Origin of the sequence: Streptomyces sp. NPDC006544, from assembly GCF_040611715.1 — a bacterium.
Lineage (GTDB): Bacteria > Actinomycetota > Actinomycetes > Streptomycetales > Streptomycetaceae > Streptomyces.
On sequence record NZ_JBEXOV010000011.1, the window covers coordinates 53557 to 69049 of the forward strand.

Consider the following 15493-nt stretch of genomic DNA (forward strand, 5'->3'; position numbering starts at 1 on the left):
CGGGCCGCGCCCCTTCGCGTGCTCCGCCCGCGCCCCGGGTCCTACTCCCGCGGAGGCAGCTCCGGCCGCCGCCGGTCCGGTACGTCCGTGTACCCGGGCGGCACCGCCGCCGGATCCTGTTCCAGCAGCTCCAGCGCCAGGTGCACGGCGTCGTCCATCTGCGCGTGGCGCCCTTCCGCCCAGTCCAGCGGGGTCCGCAGGATCGGCAGGTCGGGCTCCACGCCCTGGTTCTCCACCGACCAGCCGTACTCGGGGAACCACGCCGCGTTCATCGGCACCGTGATCACCGTGCCGTCGCCGAGGGTGTGCCGGCCGGTCATGCCGACCACCCCGCCCCACGTGCGCTGGCCGACGACCGGGCCGAGCCCCAGCAGCTTGAAGGCCGCCGTGATCATGTCGCCGTCGGAGGAGGTGGCCTCGTCGGCCAGCGCCACGATCGGACCCCGGGGCGCGTTGGAGGCGTAGGAGACCGGCTGGGCGTTGCGCGTCAGGTCCCAGCCCAGGATCGAGCGCGTCAGCTTCTCCACCACCAGCTCGCTGATGTGCCCGCCCGCGTTGCCGCGCACGTCCACGATCACGGCCGGCTTCGACATCTCCGCCCGCAGGTCGCGGTTGAACTGCGCCCAGCCCGAGCCGCCCATGTCGGGGATGTGCAGGTAGCCGCACCGGCCGCCGCTGATCTCGCGGGCCACCGCGCGGCGTTTGGCCACCCAGTCCTGGTAGCGCAGCGGCCGCTCGTCGATCAGCGGCACGACGGCGACCCGGCGGGCACGCCCCTGGCCCTGCGCGGGCTCGAAGGTGAGCTCCACGGTGGTGCCGCCCGCCGCCGACAGCAGGGGGTAGGGCCCGGCGACCGGGTCCACCGGCCGGCCGTCGACGTGGGTGAGGACCGCGCCCTCCCGGATTCCCGTGCCGGCGAGCGGGGAGCGGGCCTTGGAGTCGGAGGACTCGCCGGGCAGGATCCGGCCGACGACCCAGGCCCCGTCGCGGGGGAAGAGGTTGGCACCGAGCAGGCCGATGGCCCGCTGGTAGTGCGGCGGCCCTTCGTTGCGGCGGGCCGGGGACACGTAGGCGTGCGAGGTGCCGAGCTCGCCGAGGACCTCGCGCATGAGGTCGGCGAACTCGTCGGGTGAGGCGACCCGTTCGACCAGGGGACGGTACTGGCGCAGCACCCCGTCCCAGTCGATGCCGCACATGTCCGGTTCCCAGAAGTACGCGCGGATGAGCCGCCCGGCCTCCTCGAAGGCCTGGCGCCACTCGGCCGCCGGGTCCACCTCGTGCAGGATGCGCCGCAGGTCGATGTAGACGGTGGAGTCGCTGTCGCCCGACTCGGTCGCCGGGACCGCCCTCAGGTCCCCGTCGTCGTTGACGACGAGGCGGGTGGCGTCGCCGCTGACCGCGAACCAGTCCAGTCCGGCGGCCAGTTCCGTCTTGCGGGCCTTGACGAGGTCGAAGTGCTCCAGGGTCGGCTTGCCGCTGGTGTCGGCCGGGTTCGCGAAGGTCTCGCCCAGCGCGCCCGAGATGGGCCAGCGCAGCCACACCAGCCCGCCGCCGCTGACCGGGTACAGGGCCGAGTACTTGGACGCCGACACCGGGAAGGGGGTGACCCGGCTCTCCAGTCCCTCCGCCTCGACGGTGACCGTGCCGTCGCCGGAGTCGCCCTCGGCCGGGTCGAGCCCGCCGGCCGCCGGGCGGCCGTCCGGGGAGAACGCGAAGGGGGAGGGTGTCGCCGAGGAGAGCGGCACCAGGTAGGGGCGGCAGCCGAGGGGGAAGGACAGGTCGCCGGTGTGCACGTCGTAGACGGGGTCGAAACCGCGCCACGACAGGAAGGCGAGGTAGCGCCCGTCCGACGTGAAGACCGGGTTCTCGTCCTCGAAGCGGCCGCTCGTGACGTCCACGACCGTGTGCGCGCCGGGCCCGGCGATCCGGGCCATCTTGATCTGGCGCAGCGAGCGGCCGATGCCCGGGTGCGACCAGGTCAGCCAGCAGCCGTCGGGGGAGAAGGCGAGGTCGGTGACGGGCCCGTTCTCGGACCGGATCAGCTCGACGGCATGCCCGGCGGACTCCTCGGCGCCGGGGACGTCGGCCTCGTCGTCGGGCACCGTGATGAGCAGCAGCCGGCCGTCGTTGGAGGCGATGGCGAGCCGCTCGCCCTCCGGGTCCGAGACCAGCTCCAGTACGCGGCCCAGCTCGCCCGACGCGAGCCGGCGCGGCGCCCGGTCCCCCGAGGCCCGGGGCAGGTAGGCGATCTCGACCGCGTCCTCGCCCTCCGCGTCCGTCACGTACGCCACCTGCCCGCCGCTGCCGAGCATCTCGGGCAGCCTGACCCGCACTCCCGGGGTGTCGGCGATGGTGCGGGCGGGCCCGTCGCGGTGCGTGAGCCAGTACAGGCTGCCGCGCACCACGACGGCGCTGGCGCGCCCGGTGGCGTCGACGGAGATCGAGTCGACGTTGCTGGCGGCGGAGACCTGGTAGGTACGGCGCCCCGCGCGGGGGCCGCCGAGGCGGACCTCCAGCTTGCGCGGGACGGCGCCGGGGGCCAGCGACTCGACGATCCACAGGTCGCCGGCGCACTGGTAGACGATCCGGGAGCCGTCACTGGAGGCGTGCCGGGCGTAGAACTCCGCGTGGTCGGTGTGCCGGCGCAGGTCCGTGCCGTCGGGCAGGCAGGAGTACACGTTCCCGATGCCCTCGTGGTCGGAGAGGAAGGCGATCCGGCCGTCCACGAACATCGGGGAGTCCAGGTGGCCCTCGATGTCCTCCAGCAGCCGCTCGCCGTGCAGCCACAGCCGGCCGGTGGCGCCGCCGCGGTAGCGCTTCCAGGCGGCGGGCTCGTGCGGGGGCTTGCCGGTCAGCAGCAGCGTGCGCCGCTCGCCGTTGCCCTCTCCGTTCCCCTCACCGCCGTGGGTCTCCTCGTGCACGGCGATGTCGGAGACGGGCCCCCACGGGAGCTTGCCGCCGGGGCTGCCGTCGGTGGGCAGGATGTAGGCCCAGGAGAAGTAGGAGAAGGGCTGGGCGTGGGAGGAGACCGCCAGGATGTCGCTGCGGCCGTCCTTGTCGGGCGGGGTCCAGCCGCAGACCCGGGTGTCGGTGGAGCCCCAGTAGCTGAGGCGCCGGGCCGGGCCGCCCGCGACGGGGGCCAGGTGGATCTCGGGGTCGAGGCTGCGCCATGTGGTGAAGGCGATGTGCGTGCCGTCGGGGGAGAACCGCGGGTGGCCCACCCGGGTCCGGTCGACGGTGATCCGCCAGGCCCGGCCCGCGGGCTCGCCGGCGGGAACCAGGGGTGCGACCCAGAGGTCGTCCTCCGTGGCGAAGCAGAGCAGATCGTCGTGGAGATGGGGGAACCGGAGGTACGCCGCGTCGTGACTCACCCCCCAATGCTTTCCGCGGGGAGGGGGGCTGGCAACTCGTACAGGTGTCCCTGTGCGTGCCGGCCGGACCCGCCGGAGCCGCGGCCCGGAGCGGCGGGGGCGTGACCGACGCCACTGCCGAAACGAAACGGAACGGTTTCGTTTCGCTGAGTGCGGGGGTATCGTCTTATCCGTACGAAACGGTTTCGTTCGGATGGCAGGCCGGGAGGAGCGCCGAGATGGTCGAAGAAGTCATGTCGCGCCGCAGCCGGATCACCCCCGAGCGGGAAGCCGAACTCCACGGGGCGGTCCTCGACCTCCTCCGCGAGGTCGGCTACGAGGCGCTGACCATGGACGCGGTCGCCGCCCGTACGAAGTCCAGCAAGGCGACCCTCTACCGCCAGTGGGGGAGCAAGCCGGAGCTGGTGGCCAAGGCCCTGCGGTGTACCCAGCCGGTCTCCCTGCGGGAGATCGACACGGGCAGCATCCGCGGGGACTTCGCGGTCATGGTCGAGAACTCCGACGACGCCCAGATGGCGAAGGACACCGCGCTGATGCGGGGCCTGACCCATGCGGTCCACGAGAGCCCCGAGCTCCACAAGGCGCTGCGGGAACTACTGGTCGACCCGGAGATCACCGGTCTGCAGGTGATGCTGCAGCGGGCGGTGGACCGGGGCGAGATCGCCCCGGACTGTCCCGCCCTGGCCTTCGTGCCGCACATGCTCATCGGGGCGTTCATCGCGCTTCCGCTGATCGAGGACCGGTCCGTCGACCGGCGTTTCCTCGGTGATTTCGTCGACGCCGTGGTCTTCCCCGCCCTCGGTGTCTGACCCGCACTCCCCACTGTTCCGGCGAGTCGTCCCCCGCGCTCGCGCTCGATCCCTGCTGTTCCTGACACGCCGCTCTCGTCGTCGGACCGGCATTCCATGCCCTGTTCCATCCCACGACCCGAACGGGAGAACCACCGACGTGGCCACCTTCCTCTACCGACTCGGCAGGGGCGCCTTCCGGCGCCGCCGGTTCGTCGCCCTCGTCTGGGTGGCGCTGCTGTTCGTCGCCGGCTTCGGCGCGGCCTCGGCGTCCGCACCCACCTCAGGCTCGTTCTCCATACCCGGCACGGAGGCCCAGAAGGCCTTCGACCTGCTGGACCAGCGCTTCCCGGGGATGGCCGCCGACGGCGCCACCGCCCGCATCGTCATCAAGGCCCCGGCGGGCGAGAAGGTCGACTCCGAGGCCGTCAAGCCGCAGGTCGAGAAGATCGTCACCGACCTGAAGGACGGTTCGGGCAAGGACCAGATCTCCACGGTCACCAGCCCGTACGAGGCCCAGGCCGTCAGCCAGGACGGCTCCACCGCGTACGTGAGCGTCAAGTACAAGGTCAGCGGCATGGAGCTGACGGACGCCACCCGCGAAGCCCTGAAGGAGTCCGGCACGCAGGCCCAGGCCGGCGGCCTGAACGTCCAGATCGGCGGCGACGCCCTGATGGCGGCCCCCGAGACGGGCTCCGGCGAGATCATCGGCATCGCGATCGCCGCGATCGTCCTCGTCATCACCTTCGGCTCGCTCATCGCGGCCGGACTGCCGCTGCTGACCGCGCTCATCGGCGTGGGCATCGGGATCTCCTCCATCACCGCGCTCGCCAACGTGCTGGACCTCGGCTCCACCACCTCCACCCTCGCGATGATGATCGGCCTCGCGGTCGGCATCGACTACGCCCTCTTCATCGTCTCCCGCTACCGCACGGAGCTCGCCGAGGGCCGCGAGCGCGAGGAGGCCGCGGGCCGCGCCGCCGGAACCGCCGGCTCGGCCGTCGTCTTCGCCGGCCTGACCGTGGTCATCGCGCTGGTGGGCCTGGCCGTCGTCAACATCCCGATGCTGACCAAGATGGGCCTCGCCGCCGCCGGCACCGTGGTCATCGCCGTCCTCGTCGCCCTGACGCTGGTCCCGGCCATCCTCGGATTCGCCGGCCGGAAGGTGCTGCCCGCGGGAGCCAAGAGCAAGCTCTTCGGCAAGGGCAGGGCCACCGTCGAAGGCGCCGGGCCGAAGCCCAACGGCGGTACCCGCTGGGCCCGCTTCATCCTGCGCCGCCCCGTCATGGTGCTGCTGGTCGGTGTGATCGGTCTCGGCGTCGTCGCGATCCCCGCGAGCAAGCTGGAGATGGGCCTGCCGGACGACGGCGCCCAGCCGGTGTCCACCACCCAGCGCCAGGCGTACGACCTGCTCTCCGAGGGCTTCGGCCCGGGCTTCAACGGCCCGCTGATGATCGTCGTGGACGGGGACAAGGCGCTCGCGGACAAGACGGCCGAGCGGATCAAGGGCCTCGACGGGGTGGCCGCGGTCATGCCGCCCACCCAGAACGAGGCCAAGGACGCCGCGGTCATCACGGTGGTCCCGAAGGACCGCCCGTCCTCCGTGGAGACCGAGGACCTGGTCCACGAGATCCGCGACGGCAGCGGCGACGACGTCCTCGTCACCGGCGCGACCGCGATGAACATCGACTTCTCGCAGAAGATGAACGACGCGCTGCTGCCCTACCTGGCACTCGTCGTCGGCCTCGCCTTCCTGCTCCTGATGCTCGTCTTCCGCTCGATCCTGGTCCCGCTCAAGGCGGCCCTCGGCTTCCTGCTCTCGGTGGTCGCCGCCCTCGGCGCCGTCGTCGCGGTCTTCCAGTGGGGCTGGCTCGGCTCGCTCTTCGGGGTGGAGCAGACCGGTCCGATCATGTCGATGATGCCGATCTTCATGGTGGGCGTGGTCTTCGGCCTGGCCATGGACTACGAGGTCTTCCTCGTCACCCGCATGCGTGAGGCGTACGTCCACGGCGAGCGGCCGGGCCAGGCCGTCGTCACCGGGTTCCAGTACAGCGCCCGGGTGGTCGTGGCCGCGGCCGTCATCATGATCGCGGTGTTCTCCGGCTTCATCGGAGCCAGCGAGCAGATGGTCAAGATGATCGGCTTCGGTCTGGCCGTCGCCGTCTTCTTCGACGCGTTCGTCGTCCGGATGACCATCGTCCCGGCCGTCCTCGCGCTGCTCGGCCACAAGGCCTGGTGGCTGCCGAAGTGGCTCGACAGGATCCTGCCGAACGTGGACGTGGAGGGCGAGAGCCTGCGCAAGCACCTCGGCGAGTCCTCGGACGGCTCCGACGGCAAGGACCGCGAACTGCTCAAGGTCTGACCCCTCACCTCCGGTCCGGCAGGCCCGCCGCCCGGAGGACCGTCGGACGCGACCGGCCCCGCACCTGACAGGCCTGACAGGTGCGGGGCCGGTTCTCGTTCTTTCGGGACGGTCCGGTCGCGTGGGGCCTAACGGGTGGCGGCGGTCCTGGGCGCGTACGTGCGGCGCAGGAAGCGGCGCAGCGCGGCGATGTCGAACTGGACCACTGCGACGCCCTCGGGGGAGTGGAACTCGACGACGGCCTGGACGCGCCCGCAGGGCCAGACGCGTACGTCACCGGTCCCGGTCGGGGCCTGCAGGCCGGCCTCCAGGAGGGCGCGCGGGAAGACCCACTCGTTGTCGGTGCCCTCGGGCGAGAGGTCCGCGGGGAAGACGATCCGCACGGCGAGCGGCTCGGCGGGGACGAAGCGCAGGGCGACCGGAATGGCGCGGTAGAGCGGGTCGTCGGTGATCACGCGGGCGCGGACGCGCTCCTCGACGACGGGATCGGGCGCGGTCGCGGTGGCTGTCGCGCTGGTGCCGGCAGGTGGATTCTCGGCGGCGGCTGACATCGACAAGACTCCTCGAATCGGAACATATATGTCCGTATTGCCCCCAGCCTCGCACATTCCCAGGAATCCGCACGAGGCCATTTGTCACGCCACCGCTCTTGCCAACCCTTCGCAATTGGGCCCTATCCTTGAACGGTTAAAGACTTTGCCGGATCAACGGACCGCAGGAAGCGGAGCAGAACCATGCATGTGCCCGACGGCTTCATCGATGCCCCCGTCTCCATTGCCGCAGGTGTCGCCGCCGCCGGAGCCGTGGCGGTCAGCCTCCGCGGCGCCCGCCGGGAGCTCGACGAGCGGACCGCCCCGCTCGCCGGCCTCGTCGCCGCCTTCATCTTCGCGGTCCAGATGCTGAACTTCCCCGTGGCCGCCGGCACCAGCGGCCACCTGCTGGGAGGCGCGCTCGCCGCGATCCTCGTCGGCCCCTACACGGGTGTGCTCTGCGTGTCCGTGGTCCTGCTCATGCAGGGGGTCCTCTTCGCCGACGGCGGCCTCACCGCCCTCGGCGTCAACGTCGTGAACATGGCCGTGGTGACGGTGGTCGTCGCCTACGCCGTCTTCCGCGGGCTGGTGAAACTGCTGCCCGCCGGCCGCCGCTCGGTCACCGTCGCCGCCTTCGCCGGAGCGCTGCTCTCGGTGCCCGCCGCCGCCGTCATGTTCACCCTCTTCTACGCGCTCGGCGGCACCACCGACGTGCCGCTGGGCAAGGTCTTCGGTGCCATGGCCGGCGTCCACGTCCTCATCGGCATCGGCGAGGCCGCCATCACCGCCGCGACCGTCGGCGCCGTGATCGCCGTACGCCCCGACCTGGTCCACGGCGCCCTCGGACTGTCCGCCCCGCTGAAGCTGCGCGTCGGCGGTGAACTGGTCGACGCCCCGGCCGCCACCCCCGCCGCCCCGGCCGGCCTCGCCGCCCGCTCCACCAAGCCCGTGTGGATCACCGGCCTCGTCGCCGCCCTCGCCCTCGCCGGTTTCGTGTCCTTCTACGCCTCCTCCAGCCCCGACGGCCTGGAGAAGGTCGCCGCCGACAAGGGCATCGACCAGAAGGTGACGGAGCACGCCGCCGCCGGGTCCCCGCTCGCCGACTACAGCGTCAAGGACGTCTCCGACGCGCGCCTCTCCGGCGGCCTCGCCGGAGTCATCGGCGTCGGCGGGACCGTCGTGCTCGGCACCGCCGTCTTCTGGACCGTCCGCCGCCGCCGCGGCGCCGACCTCACGGCCGCGTCCACGGCCGTGCCGGCCGCCTGACATGGGCGCGGGCCACGCCCACAAGCTCTACCGGCACGGGCACTCACCGGTCCACGACCTGCCGCCGCACTGCAAGCTCGCCGCGACCTTCGGCTTCGTCGTGGTCGTCGTGTCCACACCGCGCGAGGCGGTGTGGGCCTTCGGCCTGTACGCCGTCCTCGTCGCGGCGGCGGCCGCCTTCGCCCGGATCCCGGCCGGATTCCTGCTGCGCCGGCTGCTGATCGAGGTGCCGTTCGTCGCCTTCGCCGTCCTGATGCCCTTCGTGGCCCAAGGCGAACGGGTCGACTTCCTCGGCATGTCGCTCAGCGTCTCCGGTCTCTGGGGCGCCTGGAACGTGCTGGCCAAGGGCACCCTCGGCGTGGCCGCGTCCGTCCTGCTCGCCTCGACCACCGAACTGCGGTCCCTGCTGCTCGGCCTGCAGCGGCTGGGGCTGCCGCCACTGCTCGTCCAGATCGCCTCCTTCATGGTCCGGTACGGCGACGTGATCACCGACGAGCTGCGCCGCATGTCGATCGCCCGCCGCTCACGCGGTTTCGAGGCGCGCGGGATCCGGCACTGGGGCGTCCTCGCCAAGACGGCCGGCGCCCTGTTCATCCGCTCCTACGAACGCGGCGAGCGGGTCTACCTCGCGATGGTCAGCCGCGGCTACGCCGGCTCCGTGCCGGTGATCGACGAAGTCGCGGCCACCCGCGCCCAGTGGGCGTACGCGGCCGCACTCCCGGTGACGGCACTCGCCGTCTGTCTGGTGGGATGGACGCTGTGAACGCACCCTCTCTCGAAGTCTCCGGCCTCGCCTACGCCTACCCCGACGGCCACCAGGCCCTCTTCGGGGTCGACCTGACCGTGGGGCAGGGCGAGCGGGTGGCGCTGCTCGGCCCCAACGGCGCCGGCAAGACCACCCTGGTCCTGCACCTCAACGGCATCCTGAGCGGCGGCGTCGGCACCGTGGCCGTGGCCGGGCTGCCCGTGGAGAAGCGGAACCTCGCCGAGGTCCGCCGCCGGGTCGGCATCGTCTTCCAGGACCCCGACGACCAGCTCTTCATGCCGACCGTGCGGGAGGACGTGGCCTTCGGCCCGGCCGCCGCCGGAATGCGAGGTCCCGAGCTGGCGGCCCGGGTGCGCGACGCCCTGGACCAGGTCGGCATGGCCGCCTACGCGGACCGGCCCCCGCACCACCTGTCCTTCGGGCAGCGCCGCCGGGTCGCGGTGGCGACCGTACTGGCGATGCGCCCCGAGATCCTGGTGCTGGACGAACCGTCCTCCAACCTCGACCCGGCGTCGCGGCGGGAGCTCGCGGACATCCTGCGCTCCCTGGACGTCACCGTGCTGATGGTGACGCACGACCTGCCGTACGCGCTGGAGCTCTGTCCGCGCGCGGTGATCCTCAGCGAGGGGACCATCGTGGCGGACGGGCGGACCCAGGACGTGCTGTGCGACGAGGAGCTGATGCGCGCGCACCGGCTGGAGCTGCCCTTCGGCTTCGACCCGCGCTCGGTGTCCCTGGCGTAGGCCCCCGGTGGCATAACCGCGCACGGCGGGTTGTTGGACTGCTCGTGGAGATCCAGGGTGAGGTGGCGGAGGGCTACGAGGCCGTCCGCGAGGCTTTCGTACGCAACTTCGAGGTGCTCGGCGACCGGGGCGCGGCCGTGGCCGTCTACCGCGACGGGCGGCGGGTCGTGGACCTGTGGGCCGGTACGAAGGACGCCGGCCCGGCCGCGGGGGCCGGGGGCGTCGGCGGGGGGTCCTGGACCGCCGACACCGCGCAGGTGGTGCGCTCGGCGACCAAGGGCGTCGCGGCCGTCGTCCCGCTGCTGCTCCACCAGCGGGGGCTGCTGGACCTCGACGCGCCCGTCGCCTCGTACTGGCCCGAGTTCAAGGCGGGCGGCAAGGAACACGCACGCGTACGGGACCTGCTCGCGCACCGCGCCGGGGTCCCGGCGCTGGACCGGGGGCTGACCCCCGCCCAGGCGGTCGACGGGCACTCGGGCGCGCGTGCGGTCGCCGCGCAGCGGGCCCTGTGGGAACCGGGCACGGCACACGGCTACCACGCCCAGACGTACAGCTGGCTGCTGTCGGAGCTGGTGGCGCGGGTGACGGGCGGGACCTCGCTGGGGCAGTGGCTGGCCCGTGAGGTCACCGGGCCGCTGGGGCTGGACTTCTGGATCGGTCTGCCCGAGGCCCCGGCACGGTCCGGGCGGGTGGGCCGGGTCGCGCCGGTGGAACCGCCGCAGTCGGCGGGAGCGTTGAAGATCCGGCCGCGCAGGAACGTCTCGGAGGCCTACGCCGACCCCGCGTCCCTGACCCGGCGGGCGTTCGCGGCGATCGACCCGCTGCCCGACGAGAACGCCCCCGAGTACCGGGCGGCCGAGCTCCCCGCGTCGGCGGGCATCGGCACGGCGCGGGCGCTGGCGGGCCTGTACGCCGCGCTGCTGTCCGACACGCAGGACGGCACACGGCTCTTCACCCCCGAGACCACCGCGCTGGCGGGCACGGAGCTCTCCTCCGGCCCGGACCGGGTCCTGGTGGTCAACACCCGCTTCGGGCCCGGCTACATGCTGCACGGCCCGGCCTCGCCGCTGCTGTCCCCGTCCTCGTTCGGCCATCCGGGCCGCGGCGGCTCGCTGGCCTTCGCGGACGCGGAGGCGGGCATCGGCTTCGGCTACGTCACGAACGCGCTGGCCAAGTCGGTCACCGCCGACCCGCGCGCACAGGCGCTGGTCCGGGCGGTCCGGTCCTCGCTGTGACCCCGGTGGGGTCCGGCGGCCGGGGAAAACGCCGTGTTCCGGGCACGGAGCCGCGTTAGCGTGGCCGCATGACCACCACCACACATCCGCTGTTCGCCGAAGCCCTCGCCGCCCTGGGCCTGGAGCCCGGCGTACGGAGCTTCCCCGACGGCACCCGGACCGCCGCCGACGCGGCCGCCGCGATCGGGTGCGAGCTCGGCCAGATCGTGAAGTCGCTGATCTTCGCGGCCGACGGGGTGCCCGTGCTGGTCCTGCTGAACGGGGCTTCGCGGGTGGACGTGGAGGCGGTGCGCCGGGAGCTCGGCGCGGACGCCGTGACCCGGGCGGACGCGGCCCTGGTCCGCGAGACCACGGGCTACGCCATCGGAGGCGTCCCGCCCTTCGGGCACCGCACCCGCACCCGGGTCCTCGCGGACCGCTCCCTGCTGACCCACGACGTGGTCTGGGCCGCCGCCGGAACCCCGCACACGGTGTTCCCGATGGCCCCGCGCGAACTGATCGCCCACGCGGGGGCCGTTCTGGCCGACGTACGGGAGCACTGAGGCCGGCGGCGGGGCCGCCCGTCCGGGCCCGGTCCCGGCCCGGCCGCTCAGCCCGCGTTCAGCACGGCCGCCACGATCGGGCCGGCCGCGTCGGCCCCGTGGCCGCCGCCCTCGACCATCGCCGCGGCCGCCACGTCACCGCTGAAGCCGGTGAACCAGCTGTCCGGGTTCTGCGCGCCGTCGACCTCCGCCGAGCCGGTCTTCGCACCCTTGTCGGAGCCGCCGACGGCGGCCATCGCGCCCCGCGCCGTACCGCCGGTCGCCGTCAGCTTCATCATCCGCACCAGCTGCGCCGCCACCGCGGGTTTCATCGGCCGGGAGGCCTTCGCCAGCGTGCGGCCGTCCAGGGAGGCCTTGACGACCACCGGCTGGCGGAACACCCCGGTGCGGGCGGTGGCCGTGATCGAGGCCATGGTCAGCGGGTTCATCTGGATCTGGCCCTGCCCGATGTACGCGGCCGCGGCCGCCGGGCCGGTGGCCTCCGGGACCTTGCCGTCGACGGTCGGCACGCCGACGTTCCACTGGGCGCCGATGCCGAAGACCTCCCGGGCCTCCTTCGGGAGCGCGCCGATGTCGTTGACCGGCTTGATCTGCTTGATGAAGGCCGTGTTGCAGGACTGGGCGAAGCTCGTCGCGAAGGTCTCGTCGTCGAGCTTGAAGCCCTTCAGGTTCGTGAAGCGCCGGCCCTCCCAGGAAACCTCCGCCGGGCACTCGGCGACCTTGTCCGCCGCCACCAGGCCCCGGTCCAGCAGCATCGCGGCGGTCACGATCTTCATCGTGGAGCCGGGCGCGCGCCCGCCGCTGAGGGAGGCGGGGAACCCGTCCGAACGGTGGTCGGCGATGGCCAGGACGTCCCCGGTGCTGGGCTGGACGGCGACCACCGAGGCCTGCGGGAAGCGCAGTACGGCCTTCTCGGCGGCCTCCTGCACGTCGGCGTCCAGGACGGTCTCGATCTTCCCCGGTGTGCCCTCGACCAGCGTCAGCAGGCTGCGCCGGGGGGCGTCCGGGGTGGCCGGCTCGATCCACAGCTCGGCGCCTCCGGCGCCGCCCAGCTTCGCCCCGTACTTCTGGCGCAGGTCGTCGAGCACCTTGCGCAGGGACGGGTACTTCTCGGCCGTCAGCTCCTTGCCGTTGCGGTCCACGGCCCTGACGGGCGGGCTGGGCGGGGCGCCCCCGCGCAGCCGTTCGCCCTTCTGGAGCTGCGGGTGGAGCACCGAGGGGTCCCAGTCGACGAGCGGCAGCCCGGTGGTGTTGCCGCGGACCACGGAGAGCTTGGACTCGTAGGCGAGGGGCTTGGTGATCCCCTCGTAGGTGACCTCCGCCGCGACGGAGTACGCCACGGTGGTGCCGCTCTGCACGCCGGGGGTGATCGCGACCTTCGACACGTGGGCCGCGGTCGTGAAGTCGCCCAGCGCGTCCCGGGCCACCCCCGGATTGTTCGTCAGCTCGGCGCCCTTCGCCGCGTCTCCGGCCGACCAGGCGGCGAAGAAGGCCGCGGCGGTCCGCGCGGCCTCCTCGTCGCCGACCGGCCCCGTGCCCTTGGCGGGCGCCGAGGGGCCGACGGCGCTCGTGCTCGTGCCGTCGCCCCCACCGCTGTCGTCCCCGACCAGCGCGTACACCCCGTAACCCGCACCGCCCAGCATGGCGAGGAACACCCCGCCCACGATGGCGCCCTTTGCGGCCCCGTTCATTCCACGATCCCCGTCCCCCGTGCCACGGCCCCCGCTCGGTGAACGCTGAACGCGTTCAGGGAGCCCGTGGTGCAGACCATACGTCGAACGGACGGACGGTCAGGGGCGTTGTTACAGGACCGGAACCTGGGCCCGGGCGCCCCCTAGACCCAGGTGTCCAGCCACATCCGGCCCCGCCAGGAGTCCATCGGGAGGGACTGGCCGGTATAGATCGGCCAGAAATAGATGAAGTTCCAGACGATCAGGAGGACGAGGACGCCCGCCGCCACCGCGCCCAGGGCGCGCCGGCGTTCCGAGGAGCCGGCCGGGCCCAGGAGGGCGCCGGTCATCATGGCCACCGCCAGGCACAGGTAGGGGACGAAGACCACGGCGTAGAAGAAGAAGATGGTCCGCTCCTGGTAGTTGAACCAGGGCAGCAGGCCCGCGCCGACCGCGCACACGATCGCGCCGGCCCGCCAGTCGCGGCGGAAGAACCAGCGCCACAGCACGTACAGCAGCGCGAAGCAGCCCGTCCACCACAGCAGCGGGGTGCCGAGCGCCAGCACCTCGCGGGCGCACTTGACCGTCTCCGTGGCCGGGCAGCCGTCGGTGCCCGGCGCGGGGGACTCGTAGAAGTAGGAGACGGGACGGCCCAGGACCAGCCAGCTCCACGGGTTCGACTCGTAGGTGTGGCCCGAGGTCAGGCCCACGTGGAAGTCGTAGACCGTCGTCTCGTAGTGCCACAGGCTCCGCAGCCACTCCGGCAGGAACGACAGCGAGCTGTGCTGGTCGTTCTTGACGGCCCAGTCGCGGAAGTAGCCGCCCTTGCCGTTGTCGGGGGAGAGGATCCAGCCGAGCCACGAGGCCAGGTAGACCGCGATCGCCACGGGGACGGTGGAGAGGAAACCGGGCAGGGCGTCCCGGCGCAGCATCGCCGCGTACGGGGAGCCCGCGCCCGCGGTGCGGCGCGCGGCCGCGTCCCAGAGCACGGTCATGACCCCGAAGAAGGCCAGCACGATCAGGCCGTTCCACTTCGTGCCGAAGGCCAGGCCCAGGCAGACGCCGGCCAGGATCCGGTACGGGCGCCAGCCCAGGCCCAGCGTCTCGGCGATCCGGGCGTCCGGGCGGGTGCGTCCCTCACCGTCCACCGGGAGGGCCGCCACGAGCCGGGCCCGCGCCTTGTCCCGGTCGATGACCAGCGATCCGAAGGCCGCCAGCACGAAGAACATCAGCACCAGGTCGAGCAGCGCGGTGCGGCTCATCACCAGGTGCAGGCCGTCCACCGCCATGAGCAGGCCGGCCAGGCAGCCGAGGAACGTCGAGCGGAACAGCCGCCGCCCGATCCGGCACAGCATCAGCACGGACAGGGTGCCGAGCAGAGCGGTCATGAACCGCCAGCCGAAGGGGTCGAAGCCGAACATCCATTCGCCGAGGCCGATCACCCATTTGCCGACCGGCGGGTGCACGACGTAGCCCGGGTCCAGGGGGAGGCCGACCCCGTCGGGGTTGGCGAGGATCGACTTGTCGATGTCCTTGGGCCAGGACGCCTCGTAGCCCTGCCAGATCGTGGCCCACGCGTCCTTGGCGTAGTACGTCTCGTCGAATATCACCGCCTTGGGGCTGCCCAGATGGGCGAACCGCAGCACCCCGGCGACCAGCGCCACCAGCAGCGGTCCGGCCCAGGCCAGCACCCGCTCCCAGACCGCGGCCGTCTCGGCCCGGATGCCCAGGGTCGCCCACAGCTGCGCGGACGGCCGTGCGTACGGGGGCACCAGGCGGGTGCGGACGTCCGACTGCTTCCGGGCGCCCGTCCGGGCCGTGTACCCGAAGCCGCGCAGGCGGCGCAGCCAGGCGGACGGCTGGTCGGCGGGTCCGGATCCGGGGCCGAGGTCGGGCCCCGCCGATGAGGCGGGCAGGGCCCCCGCGGGGCTGGGCGGCGGCGTCGCGGTACTGGTCACCGGGTCATCGTAGGGAACGAGGCTGTGTCGAGGGGGTCCGGGTGACCCGCGGCTGCGCCGAAACCCGGGGGACGGGAGCGCCGGGACGAGCGGGGCGGGACGGCTGAGAGGATGGGGCGGTGACCACTGACCAGCCCCGCCCCTCCGAGGCCCCCGCCGAAGCCCCGACCGAGAACGCGCCCGCGGGCGCGCTCGAAGCCGTCTCCGGAGCGTCCGCCGAGGCCCGCTCCGAGGCCCGCTCCGAGGTCCGCTCCGAGGTCCG

Annotated in this window: 11 protein-coding genes; 7 read left to right on the forward strand and 4 right to left on the reverse strand. The window is 72.9% G+C overall.

The window, feature by feature from the left end:
• Window positions 1–41 precede the first annotated feature (41 nt).
• Window positions 42–3371: a S41 family peptidase gene (locus tag ABZY44_RS08085; protein ID WP_356651129.1), complete on the reverse strand. Its 3330-nt coding sequence runs from the start codon at window positions 3369–3371 to the stop codon at window positions 42–44.
• Window positions 3372–3589: 218 nt separating this feature from the next.
• Here ABZY44_RS08085 and ABZY44_RS08090 point away from each other — a divergent pair, with 218 nt between their 5' ends.
• Both ABZY44_RS08090 and ABZY44_RS08095 read left to right on the forward strand, forming a co-directional pair.
• Window positions 3590–4180 carry a TetR/AcrR family transcriptional regulator gene (locus ABZY44_RS08090; protein ID WP_356651131.1) on the forward strand — a complete coding sequence of 197 codons (591 nt, stop codon included), beginning with the start codon at window positions 3590–3592 and terminating at the stop codon, window positions 4178–4180.
• A gap of 139 nt (window positions 4181–4319) precedes the next feature.
• Window positions 4320–6521 carry an MMPL family transporter gene (locus tag ABZY44_RS08095; RefSeq protein WP_356651133.1) on the forward strand — a complete coding sequence of 734 codons (2202 nt, stop codon included), beginning with the start codon at window positions 4320–4322 and terminating at the stop codon, window positions 6519–6521.
• Window positions 6522–6649: 128 nt separating this feature from the next.
• On the opposite strand, the gene ABZY44_RS08100 is transcribed toward ABZY44_RS08095, so the two are convergent.
• Entirely contained in the window at window positions 6650–7072 is a 423-nt protein-coding gene (locus ABZY44_RS08100) for an SsgA family sporulation/cell division regulator (protein WP_356651135.1), read from the reverse strand.
• A gap of 183 nt (window positions 7073–7255) precedes the next feature.
• Here ABZY44_RS08100 and ABZY44_RS08105 point away from each other — a divergent pair, with 183 nt between their 5' ends.
• The 5 genes from ABZY44_RS08105 to ABZY44_RS08125 all read left to right on the forward strand — a co-directional run bounded on the left by ABZY44_RS08105 (window position 7256) and on the right by ABZY44_RS08125 (window position 11603).
• A complete protein-coding gene (locus ABZY44_RS08105) occupies window positions 7256–8317 on the forward strand; it encodes an energy-coupling factor ABC transporter permease (RefSeq protein WP_356651137.1) in 1062 nt (353 codons plus the stop codon).
• A 1-nt stretch (window position 8318) separates the two neighbouring features.
• Window positions 8319–9080: a cobalt ECF transporter T component CbiQ gene (cbiQ, locus tag ABZY44_RS08110; protein WP_356651139.1), complete on the forward strand. Its 762-nt coding sequence runs from the start codon at window positions 8319–8321 to the stop codon at window positions 9078–9080.
• Complete coding sequence (locus ABZY44_RS08115) at window positions 9068–9826, forward strand: ABC transporter ATP-binding protein (protein WP_356651141.1); 759 nt, start codon at window positions 9068–9070, stop codon at window positions 9824–9826. Before cbiQ ends, ABZY44_RS08115 begins: the two co-directional genes overlap by 13 nt.
• Before the next feature lie 44 nt (window positions 9827–9870).
• Window positions 9871–11061 carry a serine hydrolase domain-containing protein gene (locus ABZY44_RS08120; protein WP_356651143.1) on the forward strand — a complete coding sequence of 397 codons (1191 nt, stop codon included), beginning with the start codon at window positions 9871–9873 and terminating at the stop codon, window positions 11059–11061.
• Between the two features lie 68 nt (window positions 11062–11129).
• On the forward strand, window positions 11130–11603 hold the full coding sequence (locus ABZY44_RS08125) for a YbaK/EbsC family protein (protein ID WP_356651146.1): 474 nt from the start codon (window positions 11130–11132) through the stop codon (window positions 11601–11603).
• 47 nt (window positions 11604–11650) lie between these two features.
• On the opposite strand, the gene ABZY44_RS08130 is transcribed toward ABZY44_RS08125, so the two are convergent.
• Both ABZY44_RS08130 and ABZY44_RS08135 read right to left on the reverse strand, forming a co-directional pair.
• Complete coding sequence (locus ABZY44_RS08130; RefSeq protein ID WP_356651148.1) at window positions 11651–13294, reverse strand: penicillin-binding transpeptidase domain-containing protein; 1644 nt, start codon at window positions 13292–13294, stop codon at window positions 11651–11653.
• Window positions 13295–13437: 143 nt separating this feature from the next.
• On the reverse strand, window positions 13438–15231 hold the full coding sequence (locus tag ABZY44_RS08135) for a phospholipid carrier-dependent glycosyltransferase (RefSeq protein WP_356651150.1): 1794 nt from the start codon (window positions 15229–15231) through the stop codon (window positions 13438–13440).
• Between the last annotated feature and the right edge of the window lie 262 nt (window positions 15232–15493).